At 61.9% G+C, this 22,187-nt stretch carries 24 protein-coding genes; 11 read left to right on the top strand and 13 right to left on the bottom strand.

Annotated features, from left to right (window positions below; genetic code table 11):
• Positions 1–25: 25 nt before the first annotated feature.
• On the bottom strand, positions 26–1,087 hold the full coding sequence (recA, locus tag BN1124_RS14660) for a recombinase RecA (RefSeq protein WP_042643132.1): 1,062 nt from the start codon (positions 1,085–1,087) through the stop codon (positions 26–28).
• Positions 1,088–1,167: 80 nt separating this feature from the next.
• Positions 1,168–1,659, bottom strand: coding sequence for a nicotinamide-nucleotide amidase (gene pncC / locus BN1124_RS14655; protein ID WP_042643130.1), 492 nt, complete (start codon positions 1,657–1,659; stop codon positions 1,168–1,170).
• Between the two features lie 251 nt (positions 1,660–1,910).
• Between pncC and BN1124_RS14650 the strand changes: the two genes are divergently transcribed.
• On the top strand, positions 1,911–2,318 hold the full coding sequence (locus BN1124_RS14650; protein WP_042643128.1) for a Spy/CpxP family protein refolding chaperone: 408 nt from the start codon (positions 1,911–1,913) through the stop codon (positions 2,316–2,318).
• Positions 2,319–2,618: 300 nt separating this feature from the next.
• Positions 2,619–5,192, top strand: a complete 2,574-nt coding sequence (gene mutS, locus BN1124_RS14645) for a DNA mismatch repair protein MutS (RefSeq protein WP_042643126.1) — start codon at positions 2,619–2,621, stop codon at positions 5,190–5,192.
• Between the two features lie 74 nt (positions 5,193–5,266).
• On the opposite strand, the gene BN1124_RS14640 is transcribed toward mutS, so the two are convergent.
• Both BN1124_RS14640 and BN1124_RS14635 read right to left on the bottom strand, forming a co-directional pair.
• The gene (locus BN1124_RS14640; RefSeq protein WP_042643124.1) at positions 5,267–6,865 is read right to left on the bottom strand and encodes a BCCT family transporter; all 1,599 of its coding nucleotides are present in this window, start codon (positions 6,863–6,865) and stop codon (positions 5,267–5,269) included.
• 9 nt (positions 6,866–6,874) lie between these two features.
• Positions 6,875–7,402, bottom strand: coding sequence for a hypothetical protein (locus tag BN1124_RS14635; protein WP_042643122.1), 528 nt, complete (start codon positions 7,400–7,402; stop codon positions 6,875–6,877).
• 162 nt (positions 7,403–7,564) lie between these two features.
• On the opposite strand from BN1124_RS14635, the gene BN1124_RS14630 reads away from it, so the two are divergent.
• Positions 7,565–8,044 (top strand): MarR family winged helix-turn-helix transcriptional regulator, encoded by a 480-nt coding sequence (locus tag BN1124_RS14630; protein ID WP_033131713.1) that lies wholly within the window; start codon positions 7,565–7,567, stop codon positions 8,042–8,044.
• A 65-nt stretch (positions 8,045–8,109) separates the two neighbouring features.
• On the opposite strand, the gene BN1124_RS14625 is transcribed toward BN1124_RS14630, so the two are convergent.
• Positions 8,110–8,691, bottom strand: a complete 582-nt coding sequence (locus tag BN1124_RS14625) for a YjaG family protein (protein WP_042643119.1) — start codon at positions 8,689–8,691, stop codon at positions 8,110–8,112.
• A gap of 160 nt (positions 8,692–8,851) precedes the next feature.
• Here BN1124_RS14625 and BN1124_RS14620 point away from each other — a divergent pair, with 160 nt between their 5' ends.
• Complete coding sequence (locus BN1124_RS14620; RefSeq protein ID WP_042643118.1) at positions 8,852–9,796, top strand: D-2-hydroxyacid dehydrogenase; 945 nt, start codon at positions 8,852–8,854, stop codon at positions 9,794–9,796.
• Positions 9,797–9,860: 64 nt separating this feature from the next.
• Here the strand turns inward: BN1124_RS14620 and mepM are convergent, their stop codons facing one another.
• The gene (gene mepM, locus BN1124_RS14615; protein ID WP_042643116.1) at positions 9,861–11,198 is read right to left on the bottom strand and encodes a murein DD-endopeptidase MepM; all 1,338 of its coding nucleotides are present in this window, start codon (positions 11,196–11,198) and stop codon (positions 9,861–9,863) included.
• 270 nt (positions 11,199–11,468) lie between these two features.
• On the opposite strand from mepM, the gene BN1124_RS14610 reads away from it, so the two are divergent.
• Together BN1124_RS14610 and BN1124_RS14605 are read left to right on the top strand one after the other, a co-directional pair.
• Positions 11,469–12,767 (top strand): LapD/MoxY N-terminal periplasmic domain-containing protein, encoded by a 1,299-nt coding sequence (locus BN1124_RS14610; RefSeq protein ID WP_042643114.1) that lies wholly within the window; start codon positions 11,469–11,471, stop codon positions 12,765–12,767.
• Positions 12,764–13,699 carry a TAXI family TRAP transporter solute-binding subunit gene (locus BN1124_RS14605; protein ID WP_042643112.1) on the top strand — a complete coding sequence of 312 codons (936 nt, stop codon included), beginning with the start codon at positions 12,764–12,766 and terminating at the stop codon, positions 13,697–13,699. The genes BN1124_RS14610 and BN1124_RS14605 overlap by 4 nt, the downstream gene beginning before the upstream one ends.
• Here the strand turns inward: BN1124_RS14605 and BN1124_RS14600 are convergent.
• Together BN1124_RS14600 and znuA are read right to left on the bottom strand one after the other, a co-directional pair.
• Complete coding sequence (locus BN1124_RS14600) at positions 13,694–14,365, bottom strand: transglutaminase-like cysteine peptidase (RefSeq protein WP_042643110.1); 672 nt, start codon at positions 14,363–14,365, stop codon at positions 13,694–13,696. The genes BN1124_RS14605 and BN1124_RS14600 overlap by 6 nt on opposite strands.
• A gap of 74 nt (positions 14,366–14,439) precedes the next feature.
• Complete coding sequence (gene znuA, locus BN1124_RS14595; RefSeq protein ID WP_042643108.1) at positions 14,440–15,345, bottom strand: zinc ABC transporter substrate-binding protein ZnuA; 906 nt, start codon at positions 15,343–15,345, stop codon at positions 14,440–14,442.
• A gap of 94 nt (positions 15,346–15,439) precedes the next feature.
• On the opposite strand from znuA, the gene znuC reads away from it, so the two are divergent.
• Together znuC and znuB are read left to right on the top strand one after the other, a co-directional pair.
• On the top strand, positions 15,440–16,204 hold the full coding sequence (gene znuC / locus BN1124_RS14590) for a zinc ABC transporter ATP-binding protein ZnuC (RefSeq protein WP_042643107.1): 765 nt from the start codon (positions 15,440–15,442) through the stop codon (positions 16,202–16,204).
• 9 nt (positions 16,205–16,213) lie between these two features.
• Entirely contained in the window at positions 16,214–16,993 is a 780-nt protein-coding gene (znuB, locus tag BN1124_RS14585; protein ID WP_042643105.1) for a zinc ABC transporter permease subunit ZnuB, read from the top strand.
• 6 nt (positions 16,994–16,999) lie between these two features.
• On the opposite strand, the gene BN1124_RS14580 is transcribed toward znuB, so the two are convergent.
• A complete protein-coding gene (locus BN1124_RS14580) occupies positions 17,000–17,917 on the bottom strand; it encodes a LysR substrate-binding domain-containing protein (RefSeq protein ID WP_042643103.1) in 918 nt (305 codons plus the stop codon).
• A 91-nt stretch (positions 17,918–18,008) separates the two neighbouring features.
• On the opposite strand from BN1124_RS14580, the gene BN1124_RS14575 reads away from it, so the two are divergent.
• Positions 18,009–18,866: a DMT family transporter gene (locus BN1124_RS14575; RefSeq protein ID WP_042643101.1), complete on the top strand. Its 858-nt coding sequence runs from the start codon at positions 18,009–18,011 to the stop codon at positions 18,864–18,866.
• 16 nt (positions 18,867–18,882) lie between these two features.
• Here BN1124_RS14575 and BN1124_RS14570 read toward each other — a convergent pair whose 3' ends face one another.
• Positions 18,883–19,464, bottom strand: a complete 582-nt coding sequence (locus tag BN1124_RS14570; protein WP_042643099.1) for a uracil-DNA glycosylase family protein — start codon at positions 19,462–19,464, stop codon at positions 18,883–18,885.
• Positions 19,465–19,565: 101 nt separating this feature from the next.
• Between BN1124_RS14570 and rarD the strand changes: the two genes are divergently transcribed.
• Both rarD and BN1124_RS14560 read left to right on the top strand, forming a co-directional pair.
• Complete coding sequence (gene rarD / locus BN1124_RS14565) at positions 19,566–20,459, top strand: EamA family transporter RarD (RefSeq protein ID WP_042643097.1); 894 nt, start codon at positions 19,566–19,568, stop codon at positions 20,457–20,459.
• A complete protein-coding gene (locus BN1124_RS14560) occupies positions 20,456–20,806 on the top strand; it encodes a GIY-YIG nuclease family protein (RefSeq protein ID WP_042643095.1) in 351 nt (116 codons plus the stop codon). Before rarD ends, BN1124_RS14560 begins: the two co-directional genes overlap by 4 nt.
• Before the next feature lie 43 nt (positions 20,807–20,849).
• Here BN1124_RS14560 and pspG read toward each other — a convergent pair whose 3' ends face one another.
• The 3 genes from pspG to pspA are packed head-to-tail and all read right to left on the bottom strand — an operon-like array spanning position 20,850 to position 21,985.
• Positions 20,850–21,068 carry an envelope stress response protein PspG gene (gene pspG, locus BN1124_RS14555; protein ID WP_042643093.1) on the bottom strand — a complete coding sequence of 73 codons (219 nt, stop codon included), beginning with the start codon at positions 21,066–21,068 and terminating at the stop codon, positions 20,850–20,852.
• A gap of 45 nt (positions 21,069–21,113) precedes the next feature.
• The gene (locus BN1124_RS14550; protein ID WP_042643091.1) at positions 21,114–21,320 is read right to left on the bottom strand and encodes a PspC domain-containing protein; all 207 of its coding nucleotides are present in this window, start codon (positions 21,318–21,320) and stop codon (positions 21,114–21,116) included.
• Between the two features lie 2 nt (positions 21,321–21,322).
• A complete protein-coding gene (gene pspA / locus BN1124_RS14545; RefSeq protein WP_042643089.1) occupies positions 21,323–21,985 on the bottom strand; it encodes a phage shock protein PspA in 663 nt (220 codons plus the stop codon).
• Positions 21,986–22,187: the final 202 nt, after the last annotated feature.

Below are 22,187 nucleotides of genomic sequence, written 5' to 3'. Positions count from 1 at the left end.
CCGGGGATTAGCCCGGCCTTTCTGTTTACTCGAGTTCTTCGCCTTCGGGCTCGAACTCGTCGGCCTCGATGGCGGCAGGCTTGTCGTCCACCGGAGCGGCGCCCGAGAGCAGCAGCTCACGCAGTCTGGCTTCCACTTCGGCCGCCATAGCCTTGTTCTCACTGAACAGCTTCATCACGTTGGCCTTGCCCTGACCAATCTTCTCGCCATTGTAGCTGTACCAGGCACCGGCCTTGTCGATCAGCTTGTGCTTGACGCCCAAGTCCACCAGCTCACCCTCTTTGGAGATGCCGGCACCGTAGAAGATCTGGAACTCGGCCTGCTTGAAGGGCGGAGCCACCTTGTTCTTGACCACCTTGACGCGGGTCTCGTTACCGACCACTTCGTCGCCATCCTTGATGGCGCCGATGCGGCGGATGTCCAGGCGCACTGAGGCGTAGAACTTGAGCGCGTTACCACCCGTGGTGGTTTCCGGGCTGCCGAACATGACGCCGATCTTCATCCGGATCTGGTTGATAAAGATACACAGGCAGTTCGCGTTCTTGATGTTGGCGGTCAGCTTGCGCAGGGCCTGGGACATCAGACGGGCCTGCAGGCCGACGTGGGAATCCCCCATCTCGCCTTCGATTTCTGCCTTCGGCGTCAGGGCGGCCACGGAGTCGACGATGATGACGTCGACGGCGTTGGAGCGCACCAGCATGTCGCAAATTTCCAGCGCCTGCTCACCGGTATCCGGCTGGGAGATCAGCAGCTCATCGACGTTGACCCCCAGCTTGGCGGCATAGATGGGGTCGAGTGCGTGTTCCGCATCGACGAAGGCACAGGTCTTGCCTTTCTTCTGGGCTTCCGCGATCACCTGCAGGGTCAGGGTGGTCTTGCCCGAGGATTCCGGACCGTAGATCTCGACGATACGACCACAAGGCAGGCCGCCGATACCCAGCGCCACGTCCAGGGAGAGAGAACCGGTGGAGATGGCTTCGATGTCCATGGTCTTACTGTCGCCAAGACGCATGATGGAACCCTTGCCGAACTGCTTTTCAATCTGGCCCAGCGCAGCCGCCAGTGCCTTCTGTTTGTTCTGATCCATGCCAATCTCCGCTGGGAATCGTGGTGAAGAAGTGAAGTTGGGCTAAGTATACTGTTTATGCATACAGTATCAAGCCCAATTTATCTGAGCAGGGCCAACAAGCCGGACAAGGCCTGCCTGACAGCCTGCCGCCGCACCTGCTGTCGGTCGCCGTCGAAGCGGGCCAGCAGGGAGTGATGACGACCGCTCTTGTCCACCCAGGCAAACCAGACGGTGCCTACCGGCTTGTCGTCGCTGCCGCCCCCCGGCCCCGCGATGCCGCTGATGGCCACGCTGATGCCCGCATCGGAGCGGGCCAGGGCGCCCCTGGCCATCTCCAGCACCACGGCCTCGCTGACGGCGCCATGGCGCAGCAGGCTGTCGATGCTGACTCCCAGCATCTGCTGCTTGGCCTCATTGGTATAGGTGACGAAGCCTCTGTCGAACCAGCCGGAGCTGCCCGCCACCTCGGTGATGGCCGTGGCGACGCCGCCGCCGGTACAGGATTCCGCCGTGGCTGCCATCCAGCCCCGCCCCGTCAGCGCCTCCCCCAGTTCCTGGGATAAGCGGGCAATCTCAGCTTCAAGCCCCATGGTCGTACCCTCTTTGGCCATTTTCAGGCGAACGATGGGGCCCATTATGCAATTGCCCCGGATCCCGGGCAACCAGCCGGGCACCCGCTGCGTCTCGTCCTGGCCCAGGACAGCAACTGTCGCAGGCTTTGCGGGCAAGCCCCGCCATATCAGCTAGTTACCTCCGCTTAAGCTCCAGTACATGGGGGCTCCCTATACTCAGCAAGCACCGCCTATGCGGTTTCAATCCTGTGAAACATGGAGAAAGACAGATGAAGCATCAGTTCAAAGTCGCCGTTGCCGCCCTGGCGATGTGCTTTGCCAGCAATACCTTTGCCACCGAGACTGCCACTGACCTGCAAAGCGAGACCACCCTGGCCCAGGAGCTGAACCTGTCCAGCGCCCAGACTGAGCAGATCAAAGGGTTACGTGAGCAGACCATGAACAGCCTGAGCTCACTCAAGCTCGACGCCATCGGCCAGGACGTGATCGTCAACATGATCAAGTCTGGCAAGTGGGATGAGGCGGCCGCCAAGAAACAGCTGCAGACCATCAGCGACATCCAGGCCCAGGCCCGTTACTACCGCGCCTTCTACCTGTTCGAAGTCAGCAAGGTGCTGACCGCCGAGCAGAAAGCCAAGCTGCACCAGATGATGAGTGGCGACGAAGCCATGTACTAAGAGGCGGTTTATCCTCCTCTGACCGCAATCCCCGCACCGGTGCGGGGATTTGTTTTTCCGCGCCTTCCTACAGCGCACCCCAGACCAGCGCTCATTCCCACAGCCCCACCAGACCCGATGCTTTATCACTCGCCCCATACAAGGTTTCGCGGGCAGTTGCTAAATCCAGAAGCCTCACCGAGTTTCTCTCCGAGGTAGAGATTCCCCCTCACCATCTCGCCCCGAGCATGTAGAATAGCGGCCAGATTCAGACCCATCAAGGCAGACGCTTGCCCGCAAGAGCACCCTCTGGAACAGCACATGACAGCACAATACCAAGCCCCCAGCGCCGCCCTCGGCGCCCACACTCCCATGATGCAGCAGTATCTTGGTCTCAAGGCCGAGAATCCGGAGATCCTGCTGTTCTACCGGATGGGCGACTTCTACGAACTCTTCTATGACGATGCCCGCAAGGCCTCCCAACTGCTCGACATCTCCCTGACCAAGCGCGGTCAGTCGGCGGGCAGCCCCATTCCCATGGCGGGGGTGCCCTATCACGCCATCGAGGGCTATCTCGCCAAGCTGGTGCAGCTCGGCGAATCCGCCGCCATCTGCGAACAGGTGGGGGATCCCGCCACCAGCAAGGGGCCGGTGGAGCGCAAGGTCATCCGCATCATCACCCCGGGCACCGTCTCCGACGAGGCGCTGCTCTCCGAGCGCCAGGACAACCTGATCGCCGCCGTCTATCACGATGGCCGCCGCTTCGGCTACAGCACCATGGACGTCAGCTCCGGCCGCTTCTTCATCAACCAGTTCGATAAGGAAGAGACGCTGCTGGCCGAGCTGCAACGCACAAACCCGGCCGAACTGCTCTACCCGGAATCCTTCGAGTTCCTGCACCACGTCGAGGGCCGCCGCGGTCTGCGCCGCCGTCCCGAGTGGGAGTTTGAGCTGGGCACCGCCCGCAAGCTGCTGTGCCAGCAGTTCGGCACCCAGGATCTGGTGGGCTTTGGGGTCGAGCAGAGCGAGACCGCCCTGTGCGCCGCCGGCTGCCTGATGCAGTACGTGAAAGACACCCAGCGCACCGCCCTGCCCCACATTCGCGGCGTGCGCCTCGAGCAGCCGGATCACGCCGTCATCATGGATGCCGCCACCCGCCGCAACCTGGAGCTGACCCAGAATCTGGCGGGAGGCTATGAAAACACCCTGGCCGAGGTACTGGACAGGACCGCCACCCCCATGGGCAGCCGGTTACTCAAGCGCTGGATCCACCAGCCGATCCGGGATCGGGTGATCCTCAAGGGGCGTCAGAGCACCATCAAGGAGCTCATCGAGCAGAACCTGTACGACGATCTCGGCGCCCTGCTGCGCCAGGTTGGCGACGTGGAGCGGGTGCTGGCTCGCCTCGCCCTGCGCAGTGCCCGCCCGCGCGACCTGACTCGCCTGCGACAGGCGTTTGCCCAACTGCCCGAGCTGCAAAGGCTGTTGGCCGACAGCGAGCACGAGGCGGTGCAGCAACTCGGCGAGCGGGCCAGCACCTTCCCCGAGCTGCTGGACTTGCTGGAGCGCGCCATGATGGAGGTGCCGCCCGTGCTGATCCGCGATGGGGGCGTCATCCGTGACGGCTTCAATCAGGAGCTGGACGAGCTGCGGGATCTGGCGAACGGTGCCACCGCCAGCCTGGCCCGCATCGAGGAGCGGGAGAAGACCCTGACCGGCATCAACACCCTCAAGGTGGGCTACAACAGGGTGCACGGTTTCTACATCGAGGTGAGCCGCGCCAACAGCCATCTGGTGCCGGCCCACTACATCCGCCGCCAGACGCTAAAGAACAACGAACGCTACATCATCGATGAGCTGAAAAAGTACGAGGACAAGGTACTCACCGCCCAGGCCCAGGCGCTGGCATTGGAGAAGCGCCTCTACGAGGAGCTGCTCGACGCCCTGTTGCCCCACCTCGGGGATCTGCAGGAATCCGCTGCGGCCCTTGCCGAGCTGGACGTGCTGGCGAACCTCGCCGAGCGGGCCGAGACCCTGGATTACCGTTGCCCGCAGCTCATCGACGAGGAGCAGATCCTGATTGAAGGGGGCCGCCACCCGGTGGTGGAACAGGTGATGAGCGATCCCTTCATTGCCAACCCGATCCGGCTGGCCCGGGAGCGCCGGATGCTGATCATCACCGGTCCCAACATGGGCGGTAAGTCCACCTACATGCGCCAGACCGCGCTCATAGTGCTGCTGGCCCACATCGGCGCCTTCGTCCCCGCCGACAGCGCCCGCATCGGCCCCATCGATCGCATCTTCACCCGCATCGGAGCCTCGGACGATCTTGCCTCCGGCCGTTCCACCTTCATGGTGGAGATGACAGAGACCGCCAACATCCTCAACAACGCCACCGCCCGCAGCCTGGTGCTGATGGACGAGATCGGCCGTGGCACCAGCACCTACGACGGGCTGTCGCTGGCCTGGGCCTGCGCCGAGCAGCTGGCGAGCAAGATAGGTGCCTACACCCTGTTCGCCACCCACTACTTCGAGCTGACCCGGCTGCCGGAGCTGATGGAGGGGCTGGCCAACGTTCATCTGGACGCGGTCGAGCATGGGGACACCATCGCCTTCATGCACGCGGTGCAGGAGGGGGCGGCGAGCCGCTCCTACGGCCTGCAGGTCGCGGCGCTGGCGGGAGTGCCGAAAGCGGTGATAAGCCAGGCCCGCCACAAGCTGGCGGAGCTGGAGAGTGCCACGCCGGCACCCACCAGCGGGAAGACACGCAAGGCCCCGCCGGTGCCGATAGCCCAGCCCCACCCCGTGGTGGAGGAGCTCGCCGCGGTGCGCCCGGACGAGCTGAGCCCGCGCCAAGCGCTGGATCTGCTCTACCGCCTCAAGCAGTTGCTGTAACCGGCTCTGCCAGCACAGGATGCAAAAAGGGGAACCTCGCGGTTCCCCTTTTCATTTCACGCCGTGCCAGCGGCCTAGGCCGGACCAATCCTGTCCATCAGGCTCATATGGGAGGAGCCGTCGTGGCGCTTGAGCTTCTGCCGGTACTCGAACTGGTGCTGACTCTCCTGCTTGAGCCCCAGCATCAGCGAATAGCACATGGCCAACATGATCAGCGAGAACGGCAGCGCGGCTATGATGCTGGCCGCCTGCAGGGCCGCCAGCCCGCCGGACACCAGCAGGATACCCGCCACCAGCCCCTGCCCCAGTCCCCAGATGGCGCGGTGCAGCACGGGGGGATCCTGATCGCCGATGGAGAGCAGGGTCGTGATGACCAAGGTGCCCGAATCGCTGGAGGTGATGAAGTAGGTGCAGATCAGCAGGGTCAGCACCCCCTTGGCGATCCAGCCGAAGGTCTCCCAGTGCAGCAGCTCCACCGTCTTGTAGAGCGCCAGGGTCACGTCCTGATTGACCGCCGCCACCACACCACCGCCTCCGAACAGCTCCAGGTTCATGGCGGTGCCACCGAATACCGTGAGCCAGAACATGCCGAGCAGGGAGGGCACCAGCAGCACCCCGAGCACGAACTCACGGATGGTGCGCCCCTTGGAGATGCGGGCGATGAACATGCCGACGAAGGGCGCCCAGGCGATCCACCAGCCCCAGTAGAAGGCGGTCCAGCTCGACTGCCAGGCCGAGGTGCCGTTGGCCTCGGTGTTGGTCCAGAAGCTCAGCTTGATGATGTTCTGCAGGTAGTCGCCGATGTTCTGCACATAGGCGTTGAGGATGTAGGTGGTCGGGCCCAGCACCAGGAAAAGGCCGAGCACGAAGACGCTGAGCCAGATGTTGAGTTCGGACAGCAGCTTGACCCCACGCCCCACGCCGGACACCGCCGACAGGGTCGCGATCAGGCTGATGCCGCCGATGAGCCACAGCTGGTTGCCCTGGGACACCGTCATGCCGAACATCTGGTTGAGGCCGGTGTTCATCTGGGAGACGCCGAGGCCGAGGGAGGTCGCCACCCCGAACACGGTACCAAACACCGCCAGCACGTCGGCGGCATGGCCCCAGAAGCCGTAGATACGCTCGCCGAGAATGGGGTAGAGCACGGAGCGGATCGCCAGCGGCAACTTGCGGCGATAACTGAAGAAGGCCAGGGAGAGGCCGACGATCACATAGATGGCCCAGGGGTGCAGGCCCCAGTGGAAGAAGGTGAGGCGCATGGCGATCTGGGCCGCCTCCGGCGTCATCCCTTCGGTGATAAAGGGGTTGCCCTGCAGGTGGTTCATGGGCTCGGCGATGCTCCAGAACACCAGGCCTATGCCCATGCCGGCGCTGAACAGCATGGAGAACCAGGCAAAGTAGCCAAACTCCGGTACCTGGTCGTCGTCGCCCAGCCGGATGCTGCCAAAGCGGCTGAACATCAGATAGACGGCGAAGAACAGGAACAGGGCGACCACCAGAATGTAGTACCACTTGAAGCCTGCGATGATGTTGTCCTTGGCGCCGACGAACCAGGCCGCGGCCGTCTCCGGCACGAAGACCCCGAACAGCAGGAACAGGGTGATGACGGTCAGAGCCGTCATGGCCATGGTGGGATTGAGGCCTTTCAACGGCCCTTTGGTTGCTCGCATCTGGCCTCCTTAGTCGTTGTTGAAAAAGTCTTCACCCACGTGATCTCCCGCCCCGCCGATGGCGCGATAGACCAGGCGGCCTGCCACCTGCTCACGGTGATCCACCAGGCTGACCGAAGGCTGGCCGTTCACCGCGTGGCGCTTGCCGAGGAAGATGGCCATGGGCATGCCCAGATTGGAGATGCCGCTGGTGATCCAGAGCCGGTTGAAGTCGTAGGAGCCACCGATGAACTCGAGCTGGGCCAGGCCGGTATCGAGGCCGGTCAGGTAGAAGTTCATGGCGCTCTCGTCGGGGAAGAGGTGAACCAGCACATAGGCATAGCGCAATTCATTCACCAACTCCTTTAGGCTGAAAGCACCTGTCTCGCTGCAGGAGAGGGGCAATTCGCCATCGTAGTGGTGCACCTTGAGGTTGTTGGGGTCCTCGTCATAGGCGGGTTGATAGCGCACGAAGGCCGAGGTATCAGGCAGCTCATAGCGCACCCTGACGACCTTTAGTCCGGCCACCAGCGACTTGATATCCAGTGCATCATTCATGTATCACTCCTCGAATATCGGGTTAAAATTCGGAAATTGTCCGACAACCTAACACATTATTCATTAGAGCAGAAATGATTACACCAAAAACCATATTGACCTTGCGACGAATTAGGCGGACAATTTTGCGCCTCTCAACTGCCCTGCCACGACCCAGATCCCATGGAAAAACATGATGAAGTGCTGGTTGCCCTGCGCCAGATCATCCGTGCCATCGACATGCACTCCAAACGCTTGATCAAGGAAGCCGGACTGACCTCGCCGCAGCTCCTGCTGCTCAAGGGGATCAACGAGCTGGGGCAGATCTCCATGCGCCAGCTGGCGGATCACACCAACATGAGTCAGGCCACCGCGACCACCATCATGGACCGCCTGGAGAGCCGTCAGCTGGTGCAGCGCATTCGCAGCAGCACCGACAAGCGCAAGGTACATGCGACCCTGACTGACGCAGGCCGTGCCCTGCTGGCACAGGCGCCGACCCCGTTGCAAGAGAGCTTCATCCAGCGCTTTCAGGCGCTGGAAACCTGGGAGCAGGGCTTGCTGCTCTCCTCCCTGCAACGCATCTCGGCCATGATGAATGCCGATGGCATCGATGCCGCCCCCGTGCTGAGCGTCAGACCGCTCACCGAAGAGCGGGCCTGAGGCGATAACGGACATAAAAAAAGCTCCCGAACGGGAGCTTTTTTTCTTTGGGATCCTCAGCGGGATCACTCTTCCAGGCTGATACCGATGTTGGAGACACCGTCTTGCGCCGCAAAGGTACGGATCGCCAGAATCCGGTCGCTGTCGCGCTCATGGGCCACCCGCTTGAGCAGCTCGACCTGAAACTCCAGCTCGGCCTCGATGTACTCGTGCTCGTACAGCTCTTCGTCGGTCAGCTCACGGCCTTCCAGCATGTCGATAAACCCGGCCACGGTTCCCACCGAAGCATGACTGGCATCTTCGGCTTCTTCCCCCACCCGGCAGATCACCGAGTTGTAGGCACAGCCCAGTGCCACACAGGCATCCAGCGCCGGATAGGCACCGTAAGATTCAAACTTGCCCGGCTCGGGAATGTAGACCTCGAATGCCTCCAGAATGGCCCCGAGATTGACCCGGGAGCCCTTCACTGTGAGGTAGTTCCACATCTGATCCAGCGCATGACGAAATGCCTTCGCATCACCGAAACCAGCTGCCTGGGTAAACAGCACATAGTTGGGGTACATGCGCTCCGCCAGCGCCAGGGTGTAGACGGTCTGTTGCCAAGGCTGTAGCTCGGCCAGTCGCTTATAAAACTTGTCACCAAACACTGGAGTCGGATCCTTTGCAAAATGTGGGACGGATTGTAGCCCACGAGGGCCGTGGCGAAAACGAAAAAGCGCCAGGCTCGGCTATCTTGCCCGATCAACTGGGGTAAGATGGAAACAGTACAGCCTCCGCCGTGCCATAAACATGATAAGGAACAAGAGTATGAGCCAACGTACCCTGCTTCTGCTCAGCCAGGACAACGCCCACTATGAACGTCTGCTCAAGGCGGCCCACCTCCCCCATCTGCGCATTCTGCGGGCCGACAACCAGACCGAGGCCGAACGACTGATCGGGGAGGCTCATATCCTGATGGCCGAGCCGGCCCGTGCCAAGCCACTGTTGCCCAAGGCCGGCAAGCTCGCCTGGCTGCAATCCACCTATGCGGGTGTCGACGTGCTGCTGGATGCCAGCAGTCGCCGCGATTATCTGCTGACCAATGTGCGCGGTATCTTCGGCCCGCTGATGAGCGAGTACGTGTTTGGTCACCTGCTCAGCCTGTCGCGCCAGTTGCCACTCTACAGTGAACAGCAGCACCAGAAGCTGTGGCAGAGCCATCCCTATCAAGGCCTGAAAGGCAAGACCCTGCTGCTGCTCGGCACCGGCAGCATAGGCCAGCACATCGCCCAGACCGGCAAGCACTTCGGCATGAGGGTGCTCGGCATCAGCCACAGCGGCCGTGAGCGGGCGGGCTTCGATCAGGTGTATCAGCTGCCTGCGCTGAACAAGATACTGGCCCAGGCCGATGTCATCGTCAGCGTGTTGCCAGCCACCCGCGAGACCCGCCACCTGTTCACCGCCGAGCGCTTCAAGCACTGCAAGCCGAGCGCCATCCTGTTCAACGTCGGCCGGGGCAATGCCGTACACGAGGGAGATCTGCTGGAGGCGCTGCGTACCGAGCAGATCGCGATGGCCGTGCTGGATGTGTTCGAGCAGGAGCCCCTGCCCGCCACCAGCCCGCTCTGGCACCAGCCCAATCTCATCATCACCCCCCACAACAGCGCCTACAGCTTCCCGGAAGATGTGGCCCAGATCTTCATCCGCAACTACATCCGCTTCATCGACGGTCAGCAGCTCGATGGCCGGATCGACTTCGACAAGGGCTACTGAGCCCTGGCTGCAACAAAAAGGCCCCGCCAGTCTGGCGGGGCCTTTTCATATCCGGGACGAGGAATTAACCCGCCTCCATCTCCTTGCGATAGCTCTTCACCTTGGCGAGGAACTGGCGCTTGTCCTTGCCGCTCAAGGGTTCCGCCATCGGCAGCTTGACCTTCATGGGATCCACCGGACGGTTGTTGATCCGCACCTCGTAGTGCAGGTGGGCACCGGTGGAGCGGCCTGTGTTGCCGGAGAGCGCAATCTTGTCCCCCATCTTCACCTTCTGGCCGGGTTTCACCAGCAGCTTGCTCAGGTGCAGATAGCGGGTCATCAGGGTGCGGCCATGCTTGATCACCACATAGGTACCGGCCAGCGGGTGGCGGGTCGCCTTGAGCACAACCCCGTCACCGGTAGCCATGACCGCCGTGCCCACCGGCAGGGCGAAGTCGGTGCCCTCGTGGGGGCGAACCTGCCCCGTGATGGGATGGCGCCGGGCCGGGTTGAAGTTGGAGCTGACCCGATAGCGACTGTGGGTCGGATAACGGCGGAAGCCACGCTCCAGGCTGTTTGCCTGGCCGTCATAATAGTTGCCATCTTCCGACAGCCAGGCAGACACCGCCTTGCCCTGGCTGAACACTTCGACGCCCAGCAGCTGGGTGTTGCCTGTGCTCTTGCCCTCGACCGTCTCCTGTCTCACCAGCACCTTGAACTTGTCACCCTTTTGCAAGTCCTTGGCGAAGTTCATCCGCCACTGGAACAGGTTGGCAATCTTCTGGATGTGGTTCGCCGGGATCCCCGCATTGCGGGCGCTGACATAGAAGCTGCCGTTGATGACGCCGTCATAACTCTTCTGCTGCCACTGCACCTCTTCATTGAGCATGTTGGCGCTGTAAGTGTCGTCAGTACGCTCCAGCACCAGGGTCTGCTTGATGTTCAGGCGGATCTTCAGCTGCTGCAGTATGTTGTCCTGATCGATCAGCAACTCTATGGTCTGGCCGGGCTTGAGACGCGCCAGGTTGTTCTTGCTGTCCGCGTCCAGCACCTTGTAGAGGGTGGTGGTGGAGAGGCCAAGGTTGTTGAAGATGGTGGTCAGGTTCTCACCGTTGCGCACCCGGTAATCCTGCCACTGAGGGGTAGCATCAGCCGGGATGTCATCTTCCGGGGCCGCAGCCTCCACCAGTTCGTGATCCGGAATGTCGTTGAAGTCGGTGTTGTCTTCGTTGGTTGCGGTGCCAGTGGTGGCGATCGGCAACTCCAGACGCAATGGCCGCTCCAGGATGTCACCTGGGGCTGGCAATACGGCTACCGCTGACAGCGTCATGGCCGTGAGCAATAGCATGGCGTAAAAATGCTTGCGGGGAACCGGGGGTTCCCAGTTGGCAGCCTGCGCTACCAAGGGACGGAGACGTTTCATCCGCTATCCTGTCGTTAGATCTAAGGGTGGTAGTTGTGGGTCTGTTTTTATGAGTTTTTCTTATGAAAACCGAATATCTGGTTTTTAGACCTAAATACTTACAAAAAGTTCATAGCTATATGCACGAACCTCACATTTTATGCATAACCTCCCTCCATGGGCAGAAATGATCGTCTCTTTCAGCCATTTTTTTCTATTTTTAAGAACCGGGTCCGGTTGTTTTCGCGGCCTAACCCTCAAATGTTGCAATAACATTGCCATGGAGTAGGTATGTCATTGGCCAGATTGTTAAATGTAATCATCCTGATCCTGTTCGCCATCGGTGCCATCCTGCTGTTCATGCTCGAGATCACCACGGTACGGCAATCCATCCTCGATCAGATGTCGGCCAACCTGGAGACCGCCATCACGGCGCTGGGGCTGGTGCTGCAGGGGACCCTGCTCAACGACGACAAGGTGCTGGCGGAAACCATAGTCAACGCCATGTTCGACGGTGGCTTCGTCAGCTCGGTCACCCTGCTGGATCCGGATGGACAACTGCTGTTCCAGAAGGCATTCCACACCGCGCAACAGAACATTCCCAGCTGGCTTCCCACCGTCATCAGCATGCCGCCGGTCAAGGTCGAACAGGAGCTCACCGATGGCTGGCGCATCCTCGGCACCCTCACCCTCGAGGGACACAAGGGCTATGCCTACCAGCACCTGTGGAACGCCATCAGCCGCACCGGGCTGGCCCTGCTCGGTGGTCTGGTGGTGCTGACCCTCATCATCCAGTGGGTGTGCAATCGCCTGCTGCGCCCCCTCGAGGAAGTCAGCCTGCAGTTGATGCAGATCCGCAAACGCCAGTTCAGCGGCAACCTGCCCACTCCCTGGTTGCGGGAACTGCAGGAGGTTGTCGCCTCCATCAACCAGCTGATCTCCGAGCGTAAACGGGATCTGCTGCAGCAGCGCCTCAAGATCACCCAACTCGGCAAGCACGACGACATCCAGACCCCTCAGCCGCTGATGGGGCTGGCCGAGACCGCAAACGGCATGCATCTGCAGCACTTCGTCTCCACCCAGGGGGACATAAGGCTATACAGCCGGCTCATTCCCCGCACCCCGCCGACCACGGATAGTTCACCGGACGAGATCCGGGCCCTGCTCAACGACTGGCTGGCGCAGAAGGCGGAGGGGATCCAGCTCCCCCTCAGCCTGCTCACTCACCCCGACTGGGCACAGTTCGCCTCATCCCTGGCGAGCGGCCGAGGCAAGACCCTGGACTGGCGCTGGGATCTGACCAGCTTCCCCCCTCTGGCCGAGGAACGGCTGACGGCGCTGCAGGCCCAGGGGGTCGAGATGGCATTCAGCAACGTGCCCATGAACAACGACAACCTGACCAGGCTCGATCCCGTCAGACCGGTGTTCATCAGCTGTCAGCTGACCCAGACCCCCCTCTACTGGAACCTGCTCTCCCAGTGTCTGCATGCCTCCGGCTATACCCTGCTGGCAGAGGCGAGCGAGGTGAGCGACATAGACACCCTGCGTGGCTGGGGCATAGATGGTTATGCCAGCCGGGAGGCATCATGAGAACGTTTCTGCTGTTGCTGGCCCTGCTGTGGCAACCCACCTCACACGCCGCCATCATCGCCACGGGTGGTGAGCAGGGGATCTATTACCAGGTCATCAAGGAGTTCTGCCGACTGGCCAGCAAGAGTGACCCGGATCTGCAATGCAAGCCGCAGGCCAGCTCGGGCTCCATCGAGAATCTTCGCCTGCTGCAAACGGGAGAGATCTCCTACGCCCTCGTCCAATCCGACTGGCTCTATCAGGCCAGCCATGGCCTTGGACCTTTTGCCAAGCAGCCCCAACCCGAGCTGCGGGCACTCTTCGCGACCCATGCTGAGCCTTTCACCATAGTGGTGCGGGCCGATGGCGACATCACCAAGCTGGATCAGCTCAAGCTGGCCCCCATCGACATGGGGCTGAAGAGTTCGGGTACCCGTCAGACCGCACTGGCCCTGTTTTCTGCCATGGGGGTGAAAGAGCAGGATCTGGATCTGAAGAGCGTGGCCAATCTGGCCGAGGCGCTGTGCAGCAAGCAGATCGATGCCTATGGACTGGTGATGGGGCATCCAAACCGGATCGTACTGGAGACGGCTAAACACTGCGCCATCGGCTTTTTACCCATAGAAGGGCCGGTTCGGGATCAACTGTTGAAGGGGGTGAAGTTCTATCAACGCAGTCAGGTACCAGCCCGTATCTATCCCGGCAATCTGAAGGCCACCCCCACCTTCGCCATCGCCGCTACCCTGGTCACCAATGGCGCCACACCAGATGCCGATGTCTATCGCCTGACCAAGGCGATGCTGAGCCAGCAGACCAGCTTCAACGAACAGACTTACGGCTACGCCAACCTGTTTCACAAGGCGCGCAACAAGATAGGCCCGGTGCTGAGTGTCGAGCAGCATCCGGGTGCGGCAAAGTATTTCGAGGAGTTGAAAGCGGCGGGCAAGCTATAGCTGGCGGCGGGGGGTACGCAGATGCTCGCTGGAGAAGCGGCTCTGCATCGAGGTCCATTGGGTCAAACGATCGGCGCTGCCGGCCAGGGTGCCCTCACGCCGTGACTTCATGACCCAGATGCTCTTGGCATCGAAGCTGTAAACGGGCTGCAGATCGTTGCGCTTGCTGCCGGGCAGGATGCGACCATTGATGTTGTCGAGTACCAGGGGATCGGACTTGGTGGTCGAGAAGTAGAGCGTCACCATGTGAAACTGGTTGTACCGAATGGCTTTCACGTAGGCCAACCGCAGCTTCTTCTCGTCGACGCCGAGCTCCATCAGGGTGTAGTACTTGGAGATGCTGTAATCCTCGCAGTCCCCTCCCCGAGCGCCGATAAACTCCAGCGGATTGGCCCAGTAATCCTCTTCTCCCCACAGCTTGGGATCGTCGCTGTAGGTCAGGTTGTTGAAGTAGTTGTTCACCAACTCCAGTTTCTGCTGATCCGTGGTGCCCGCTCTGGGCGTGAGCAGCCGGGAAAATGCCTCGGCCCGCTGCAATGCTCGGCCGCCGTAGACCTCCTGCAACTTGGCCTTCAGCTCAGGGCTGGTAATGTAAGTGGAGAGCTGGGAAGCCTGCAGCGGGGCACAGGCAAGTGCCGCGATGCAGGCGGGGACAATCCATTTCATACCGAACACTCCATCTCATGCGCTGGAGGTCAGTATAGTCAGCCCTGACGGTCAGATGACCACGGTCGCCACCTTTAGCGGCACTCGGCAAAGGCATCGGCCAGTTGCTGCATAAATTGCGGATAACCGTCGGGACCGAGCGGCACTTGTTCGCCCACTTCATCCAGCAAGAGCACCTTGGCCCCGGTATTGCGCGCGACCGACTCGATCACCGCCGGCGAAAACTGCGGCTCGGCATAGATGCAGCTCGCCTGCTTCTCCTCCAGCGCCTTGCGGATCTCCACCAGGGTCTTGGCGCCGGGGCGACGCTCCGGGCTCACGGTGAAGTGGCCCTTGGAACTCATGCCATAGTGGCGCTCCCAGTAGCCATAGGCCTCGTGGAAGACAAAATATCCCTTCTGGTTCACCGCCTGCATCTGCCTGGCGATGAGCTTGTCCTTGGCCTCCACCTTGGCCTTGAATGCCTTCAGGTTGGCGCCGTAACGGGCGGCATTGGCCGGATCCTGGGCACTCAGTGTGTCGCTCAGCGCCTGGGCGATCACCAGCGCCTGGGTCGGCCCCAGCCAGATGTGAGGATCGACCCCCTCATGATGATGTCCCTCGTGCCCGTCATGGTCATGCTCCTCGTCGGCGTGCTCCTCATGCCCGGCCTGTTTGCTGTAGTCGAACAGCGGCATGCCCTGAACCTTGGTCAGGGTCAGCACGTGAGGATGCTGGGCCAGCGGTTTGGCCATGAAGCCTTCCAGCTCGGGGCCGACCCAAACCACCAGATCGGCGTCATTGATGCTGCGAATGTCGGACGGGCGCAGGGCGAAGTCGTGGGGAGAGGCGCCGGTCGGCAGCAACACCTTGGGTTCACTCACACCGTCGGTGATGGCGGCCGCGATGAAGCCCAGCGGTTTGATGGTGGTCAGCACCTCGAGGGCACGGACGGGCAGACTCACCACCAGCAAGGCAGTGATCAGGGTAAGAATTCGCATAGAGATCTCGTCAGGAAGTGAGTGTGTGATAATATAACAAACCAACGCTGTTGTTATATTATAACTCTCACAGGCTGTAAACCCCGGAGCTGTCATGACCCAACTGGTGGAGCTGAAAGATGTCTGTCTCTCGTTCGACGGACGATCCGTGCTCGACAAGGTCTCCTTTACCCTGAACAAAGGCAAAATCACCACGCTGGTCGGCCCCAACGGGGCGGGCAAGAGCACCCTGAGCAAGCTGGTGCTGGGCCTGCTCAGCCCGGATTCCGGCCAGATCCTGCGCCGCCGGGATCTGCGGGTCGGCTATGTGCCCCAGCGCCTCTATCTGGATCCCACCCTGCCGCTGACGGTGCGCCGCTTCCTGCAGCTTGGCAAGAACGGTCGCCTCTCCATCGACGAGGCGCTGAACCGGGTCGGTGCCCAGGAGTTGCTGGACAACCGGATGCAGAAGCTCTCAGGTGGCGAGATGCAGCGGGTGCTGCTGGCCCGCGCCCTACTGGTCAAGCCCGAGCTGCTGGTGCTGGACGAGCCGGTGCAAGGGGTCGACATCAGCGGCCAGATCGAGCTCTACGCCCTCATCGGCAAGCTCGCTGCCGAGCTCAACTGCGCCGTGCTGATGGTCTCCCACGATCTGCACCTGGTGATGGCCAGCACCCACGAGGTGATCTGCCTCAATCGCCACGTCTGCTGCCACGGCGAGCCGGAGAGCGTGGCCCGTCACCCGGAATTTGCCCGTCTGTTCGGGCGCCCGGAGCAGGAGGTGCTGGCGGTCTACACCCACCATCACCACTGCGATGGCGAACACCATCATCATGAACCCCAGGCGCCCGTCATCCGCCTGCCCTCTCGCAAGCAATAGGACATTCCAGTGGACAGCTTTCTGTTATATGCCCTCGCGGCCGGCCTCGGCATCGCCCTGCTGGCTGGCCCCCTCGGCAGCTTCGTGGTGTGGCGCAAGATGGCCTATTTTGGCGACACCCTCTCCCACGCCTGTCTGTTCGGCATCGCCCTCGGCATACTGCTGCAGGTGGATTTGACCCTGGCGGTGGTGGTCTGCTGCCTCGCCATGGCCATGCTGCTGGTGATCATGAGCCGCAACCAGCAGGTCGCCACCGACACCCTGCTCGGCATCCTGGCCCACAGCGCCCTGTCGCTGGGTCTGGTGACTTTAAGCTTTATGGATAACGTGCGGGTGGATCTGATGGCCTACCTGTTCGGCGACCTGCTCTCGGTGCAACCCATGGATCTGCTCTGGATCTACGGCGGCGGCGCCCTGGTGCTGCTCACCCTGTGGCGACTCTGGGATCCCCTGCTCTCCATGACCATCTCCGAGGAGCTGGCGCGGGTGGAAGGGGTGAGGGTCGACGTGCTGCGCTGCGTACTGATGCTGCTGATCGGCCTGGTGATCGCGGTGGCGATGAAGTTTGTCGGGGCGCTTATCATCACCTCCTTGCTGATCATCCCCGCCGCCACCGCCCGGCGTTTCAGCCAGACGCCGGAACAGATGGCCGGCCTGGCGGCTTTGATCGGCTGCCTAGCGGTGCTGGGTGGGCTCAGCCTCTCCTGGTATCAAGACACCCCGGCGGGCCCGTCCGTCGTGGTCTGTGCCACCAGCCTGTTCGTGCTGAGCCAGTTCAAGCGAGCCTGAGTCCGTTCAAACACGTTTGAGTGGCTCATTCTCCCCCGGGCGCAGGCTCGCCTGTGCCTCCTGCCAGAGCCACTGTCGCAGCCGGCTGATGGCGGGTTCATGGGCACGCGAGCGCTTGCAGACGAAATAGAAGTGATCCCCGGTCTCGAGGGAATGCAGCGGCAGTCGTACCAGACCGGGATCCTCCGGCTGCAGCATATAGTCGTTGATGAGCGCCACCCCCTGATCCCAGTTGGCCGCCTCCAGCGCCAGCAGTATGTGGCTGAAATGATGCATCCTCGCCTCGGGGGCAATCGTCAGCCCCCCCACCTCGGCCCAGCGCCGCCAATCCTCTCCCTTCTCCCTGTAGATCGCTTGGATGGAGAGCAGCGGCAATTGCCACAAGGCCCCGGGCCACTCCCCCTCCACCTGTTGCCACAGGCGACGGCTGCACACTGGCATCAGCCGCTCCCGGTATAGCAGATCGTGCATGTAACCGGGCCCCTCGGGAGAGACTGTGATAAAGCAGTCCGCCACCCGATCGGAAAGCTCGGGATCTTCCGCCACCATCTCCAGGCTGAGATCCAGCTCGGGGTAGAGCTGGCGCAGACCCGCCAGGCGCGGGATCAGCCATTTGACCGCGAAGGAGCTGTAGACCGCGAGCCGCAGCCGCATCTCGCCGCCACCGCGCAGTTGCTCGCTGCTCTGAGCTATCTGACCGAGCCCCGCCGAGATGCCCTCGAAGTAGAGTTCCCCCTGCTGGGTCAGTGACAACAATCGCCCCTGGCGCAGCAGCAGCCGCTCACCCAGAAAATCCTCAAGCAGCCGGATCTGGTGGCTGACCGCGCTCTGGCTGACATTCAGCTCGAGCGCCGCGCGGGAGAAACTGAGCAGACGGGCGACCGCCTCGAAGTATTGAACGGCGCGCAAGGGGGGGAGTTTCATTATCCAAAATTCTCATGGATGGTGATTTTTTATCATTTTACTGGATAACAAGAGGAGGGCTACCCTTCCCTCATCTAAAACGGGAGGTGGTATGAATGCAGTCGGGATCGGCATCCTTTATCTGGTGCTTGGCAACATGGTGGCGGTCTTTTCCGATGCGCTGGTCAAGGTGCTGGACCCAAGCCAGCCGGTGTTCCAGTTCGTATTCTTCCGCCAACTCTCCGCCGCGCTGTTGCTGACCCCCTGGCTGCTCTGGTCCTGGCGTCGTCATCCGCCGGTCGCCATCAAGTGGCACCTGCTGCGCGCCCACATCTGGGCCATCGGCGTCTGCCTGATGGTGGTCGCCCTCACCCGCCTGCCGCTCGCCACCGCCAACGCCCTGTTTTATGCGGCGCCGCTGTTGATGGTGCCGCTCGCGGTCTGGCTGGCGGGAGAGGCGCTGTCACGTCAGAAGGTGCTGACGGCACTGCTCGGCTTCATTGGGGTGCTGATCGTGCTGCGACCGACCGAGGTAAACTGGGCTGCTCTGGCGGCCCTCGGGGTCGCACTCTCCATGGCGGTCAACAACCTGCTGATCAAGCGCATCCCGCTCAAGCAGCCCATCGCCCAGACCCTGTTCTTCACCAACGTGCTGAGCATGCCCATCATTTTGGCGCTGGCCTGGTGGGAAGGGGGGGATTGGCAGTGGCAGATGTGGTGGCCCGCATTCGGCTCCTCGGCGCTCATCATGGTCTACGCCGGGCTCTGCGTGGTCGCCTACCGCAAGGCGGAGGCGAGCAAGATCGCCTCGGCGGAGTACACCGGCCTGTTGATGGCGGTCGCCATCGGGGTCTGGCTGTTCGACGAGCAGCCCGGTCTGCCGCTGCTACTGGGTTGCCTGTGCATAGTGCTGCCTCTGGTCGTCATGGCCCGTGGCAAACCAAAACCGGCGGCCGAGCCCGCGCTCTGACTCCGATGACGAGAGGTCACACCAGCAGGGGGGCGATCCTCTGCTGCAGATGGGGGATGACATCCTGCTCGAACCAGGGATTCTTCTTGAGCCAGAAGGTATTGCGCGGCGAGGGATGGGGCAGCGGCAACCAGGCGGGGCCATAGTCGGCCCAGTGGTGCACCGTCTCGGTGAGGGTCTCCTTGCCGGCCTTGCCCAGATAATGGTGCTGGGCATACTGACCGATGAGCAGGGTCAGCTCGATATTGGGTAGCAGCATCAACACCTTGTCGTGCCAGGTCGGCGCGCATTCCGGCCGGGGCGGCAGATCCCCCGACTTGCCCTTGCCGGGATAGCAGAGCCCCATCGGCATGATGGCAAGGCGGGACTCATCGTAAAAGGTCTCCTTGTCTACCCCGAGCCAGCGGCGCAACCTATCGCCGGAAGGGTCGTCCCAGGGGATGCCGCTGGCATGGACCCGGGTACCCGGCGCCTGCCCGATGATCAGCAGACGGGCGCTCTCGGCCCCGCGGATCACCGGCCTGGGTCCCAGCGGCAAATGGGCCTCGCATAACCGGCAGGCCCGGATCTGTTCAAACAAGCTATCGAGTCGGTTCATGGGGCCATGGTAGCAGACTTTTCAGCCAGATCCCGCTTGTGGAACTGGCGGCAGATACTTATGATGCCGCCACAAATGTTTAATTTAATAAACGGAATGGGATGAAAAATTGGCTGGGCACCGGCAGTGCGGCCCTCTCCTTCGTGCTGTGGGGCCTGCTGCCCCTCTACTACCAGTTCATGCCCGAGGTGAACATGTGGGAGCTGCTCTCCCACCGGGTGCTCTGGTCGGTCGTCCTGCTCGGCGGGATCTTCCTGCTGCTCGGCACGTCCCTGCCCTGGGCACGCCTGCGCGCCGAGCCGCGTCAGCTCGGCCTGATCCTGCTGGCGGGCCCCGTCATGTCCATCAGCTGGTGCATGTTCACCTGGTGCCTGACCACGGGCCAGGTGCTGGCCACCAGTCTCGCCTTCTTCATGACGCCGCTGTTCAACATCGTCTTCGCCGTGCTCTTCCTGAAAGAACGGCTGACCCCGCAGAAACACCTGGCGGTCGCCCTGGCGCTGGCGGGACTGGCCTACATGCTGTTCTCCTACGGCGAGCTGCCCTGGTTCTCCCTCATCATGGGAGCCAACTTCGCCTTCTACGGCCTCATCAAGAAGAAAGTGCGCTACGACGCCGGGGTCAGCCTCTACCTCGAGTCCCTGGTGCAGCTCCCCATCGCCCTGCTCGTCATCGGCTATCTCGGCATCCAGGGTACCAGCCTGTTTATGGACGGGGACTGGAGCGAGCGCCTGTTGCTGATGGGCAGCGCCCCCGCCACCCTGCTGCCGGTGGGGCTGTTCTGCTACGCCGTGGCCCGCACTCGCATGAGCACGGTCGGGCTGCTGCAATATATCGAGCCCAGCCTCGCCTTCCTGCTCGCCATCTTCTGGTTCGGGGAGACGCCGGATCCGGTGAAATCGGTGGGCTTCGCCTTCGTCTGGGCCGGCCTGCTGATCAGCCTGCTGCCCCTGCATCGGCTCCGGCGTAGCCAAGTTCAGTGGAAAGAGTCATGACGGCGGACGTTTGCACCGATAAACCTGCAACCAACTGGTTTATCTATCTGGTGCGCACCGGGGCAAACTCGCTCTACGCGGGCATCAGCACGGATCCGGAGCGGCGCCTGCGCCAGCATCAGAGCGGCAAGGGGGCTCGCGCCCTGCGGGGCAAGGGCCCGCTGGCCCTGGTGTGGCGGCAGCAGGTCGAAGACAAGAGCCAGGCCCTTCGCCTCGAATATCGCCTCAAGCAGCAGAGCAAGGCCTTCAAGGAGCGACTGGTACAAGACCCTGCCCTGTGGGATGAGTGGAGTCGGCTCTCGCTGGCAAGTATCGCCGCCGAGGCCACCACCGACCCGACGCCATAAAAAAAGCCACCGCGAACGGTGGCCGGGGAAAAGCCAGGGAGGCTTAACGGTAGGTATTTGACTGCTTGCGCCTGTTGCTGATGAGCCAGCACACCAGCAACAGCCCCAGCAACCAGGGCGCCAGCTTGATGATGAGGGCAACCATGCCGGCCAGGGCGCCAAACAGCACGAAGACCCCGCTCACCAGCAACATGGCCAGCACGGTAAAACCGGTCAGCGCCATGGTCACCAGCACCAGCATCAAGACGATAAATTCCAGCATGTGTTGCTCCTCACGCATCTCACTTGCCAGCGGGAAGACCCGAGGTCAATCCAGCCAGCGCTTCAACTCACGGCGGGGTGGCATCACGAGCACCGCCAGCAGATAGGCCGCCAGGGCCAGCGGCGGCATCAGGATCAGGGCGAGCAAGGCCAGCACCCGCACCGTCACCCTGGAGATACCCAACCCGTTGGCAAGGCCGGCGCAGACGCCGGTCAGCTTGCGATGGGCCAAGTCTTTCGACCAGGGTGTCATGATCACACCTCGACCTTCTGACCCTTCAGACGGGCCAGTTCACGCTCGATCTCGTCATTGAGCTCCAGCTCGCGGAACTGCGCCTCCAGGGAGGGATTCTGCCCCAGGGTCGCCGCCTCCAGCTGGGCTTCCAGCTGATCCACCCGGCCCTGAAAACCGTCGAAACGGGCCATCAGCTCGTGCATGCGCTGATTGTCGACCTGGGCGCGAGCGCGGATCCGGCTGTGGGCGGTCTGCTCGCGCAGGGTCAGCAGCTTCTGCTTCTCCCGCGCCTCGGTCAGCTTGGCAGCCAACCGCTCGCTGTCGGCGCTGAGCTGGGCCAGCACCTCGGCCACTCTGGCCTTGTCCTGCTCCAGCTGCTCACATTTCTTGGCCTCCGCCAGCTTCTCGGTGAGGGCGGCGCGGGCCAGATCCTCACGGCCTTTCTGGATGGCGAGCTCGGCCTTGGCCGACCACTCCTGGATCTGGTGGCGCAACGCCTGCTGGTGACGTTCCAGCTGCTTCTGCTCGGCGATGATGCGGGCGGCCTGGGTTCTCATCTCGACCTGTACCTGCTCCATCTCCTCGATCATCAGCCGCAGCATCTTCTCCGGCTCTTCGCTCTTGTCGAGCAGGCTGTGCAGGTTGGCATTGATCACGTCGGTCAGGCGGCTAAATAGGCTCATGGTCTGGCTCCTCGTTGATGGGATGTCACTCTCTTCCCATACCACTACAAGAGCCGTGCCAAGATAATTTATCGTTGCTTTACAGATAGATGGGGATGCACAGCTAGATTTCAATAGCCATGGGGTGGTGAAAAAAACCAACAAGATGGTGATTTTCACCAATAAAAAAGGGAGCCGACGGCTCCCTCAATCACTTAGCAGA

Origin of the sequence: Aeromonas eucrenophila (assembly GCF_000819865.1) — a bacterium.
GTDB classification, from domain to species: domain Bacteria; phylum Pseudomonadota; class Gammaproteobacteria; order Enterobacterales; family Aeromonadaceae; genus Aeromonas; species Aeromonas eucrenophila.
Note: the sequence above shows the minus strand (reverse complement) of the source record. Positions and strands in the feature narration are given on the sequence as shown.